Below are 1,988 nucleotides of genomic sequence, written 5' to 3' on the forward strand. Positions count from 1 at the left end.
AAGCGTAAAGAACTCCCATCATCGCAGGTCACAAGGCACTTCTTCATTTTCCCAAGCGTCATCCACAGGCATCGGTCGGTGGATCGAGGCTAAGGCGCTGCTGGCCCGGATGGCCGATGCGGCCGAGCGTGCCCGGCTGCGCGCCAGGGCCGAGGATGTGGCGCAGGCGATGGCGGCGGGCCTGTGGCGCCAGGTGACGTCCGCCGACGTGCTGATCAACCGTCACCGGGACACCTCGGTCGCCGGCCGGACTCTTCAGGAGGTCAGCGGCGCGGGCGACGCGTGGGAGGCCCTGTGTTCCCTGATCACAGCCGACGTGAACGCGATGATCGTGCCGACCATGATGGCCGAGTCGGACATGCGGACGATGATGGCCGATCCGCTCATCGGCATCGGTTCCGACAACGGCATGCCCACCGGGCTGGATCATCCGCGCACCTGGGGCTGCTTCCCCCGGTTCCTCGGCCGCTACGTGCGCGAAGAGAAAGTGGTGGACTGGCCGGAGGCCCTCCGCAAGGCGACCTCGGCCAGTGCCACCCAGTTCGGCCTCGCCGCACGCGGCTGGGTGGGGCCCGGCGCCATTGCCGACCTGTGCGTCTTCGACCCTCAGAAGGTCGGCCATGACGGCACCTACACGGCGCCCGACGTCAAGCCCACAGGCATTCCGTACGTGGTGCTGGCCGGGGAAGTCGTGGTGGACTGCGGGGAATTCACCGGTGAGCGGCGAGGCCGCGTGCTGCGTGCGGGCCACGGCGAGCGAGCCGCCAAAGCGGCGGTGGCCCGGTGAAACCCGCCTCGCTGCTGGCCGCGGCCGCCTCGCAGACGCCGCGGATGCGGGCCGAGCTGGCCGCCCTGGTTCAGCAGGAGTCGTTCTCCTCGGACCTGCCGGCCCTGCATGCGTGTGCGGACCTGGTCGCGGAACTCGGCGCGCAGGCGCTGGGAAGGGCGCCCAGGCGACTGGAGCTGGGGGGCCGGCCCCATCTGCTGTGGCCGGGTTCGGGTACCGGCGACGTGCTGGTGCTCGGCCACTTCGACACGGTGTGGCCGACCGGCACGCTCGCCGGGTGGCCGTTTGCGGTGGACGGCGACCGGGCGAGTGGCCCCGGTGTCTTCGACATGAAGGCCGGCATCGTGCAGATGTTCGCAGCCTTGCGACTGCTGCCGTTCTCGCAGGGCGTCGCGGTCCTGCTCACCAGTGACGAGGAGCTCGGCGCTCCGTCCTCGCGTGAGCTGATCGAGGACACTGCCCGCGGCTGCCGGGCGGTGCTGGTGCCGGAACCGAGCGCCAACGGGGCGCTGAAGACCGCACGCAAGGGCATCGGCGCCTACCGGCTTCACGTCCGCGGGCGGGCGGCGCACGCGGGACTGGAACCGGACAAGGGCATCAACGCGACCGTGGAAGTCGCCCACCAGGTACTGCGCATCGCCGCGTTGGGCGACTTGACCGTGGGCACGAGTGTGACCCCGACCGTGCTGTCGGGCGGCTCCTCCATGAACACGGTGCCGGAGCGGGCCTTTGTGCAGGTGGACGTGCGGGCATGGACGGCGGCCGAACTGGAACGGGTGGACGCCGCCCTATGCCGGCTGGAGCCCGTGGCCGTCGGCGCCGGCCTGGAACTGGACGGGGGCGTCAACCGGTACGCGCTGGAGTCCTCCCATTCGGCGCACCTGTTCGCTTCGGCCGCGCAAGAGGCCCAGGCGCTGGGGCTGGCCCCCTGCGGCGAGCGGCGGTCGGCGGCGGTTCGGACGGCAACGTCACCGCCGGGCTCGGGGTGCCCACCTTGGACGGGCTGGGTGCGGTCGGGGACCATGCACACGCCCTAGGCGAGTACGCCGACGTGTCCGCGATGCCGCAGCGGGCGGCGCTCATGGCGGCGCTCATCGGGCGGCTGCTCGGCACCGGCTGAGCAACTGTCCGGCATGGGCTCGGAGGCCGGCGCTCCCGGCGCAGGCCCCAGGGCTCCGCCCCTCGTGCCGCCGCACCCGGC

General features: G+C 71.8%; 2 protein-coding genes. Both read left to right on the plus strand.

Going from position 1 to position 1,988, the window contains the following annotated elements:
- A partial coding sequence (locus tag ACWDA7_RS52385; RefSeq protein WP_450615230.1) for an amidohydrolase family protein occupies positions 1-787 on the plus strand: 787 nt, incomplete at its 5' end.
- On the plus strand, positions 784-1,824 hold the full coding sequence (locus ACWDA7_RS52390) for a M20/M25/M40 family metallo-hydrolase (protein ID WP_450615232.1): 1,041 nt from the start codon (positions 784-786) through the stop codon (positions 1,822-1,824). The genes ACWDA7_RS52385 and ACWDA7_RS52390, both read left to right, overlap by 4 nt.
- The last annotated feature ends 164 nt before the right edge of the window (positions 1,825-1,988 follow it).

Source organism: Streptomyces sp. NPDC001156, assembly GCF_053598275.1.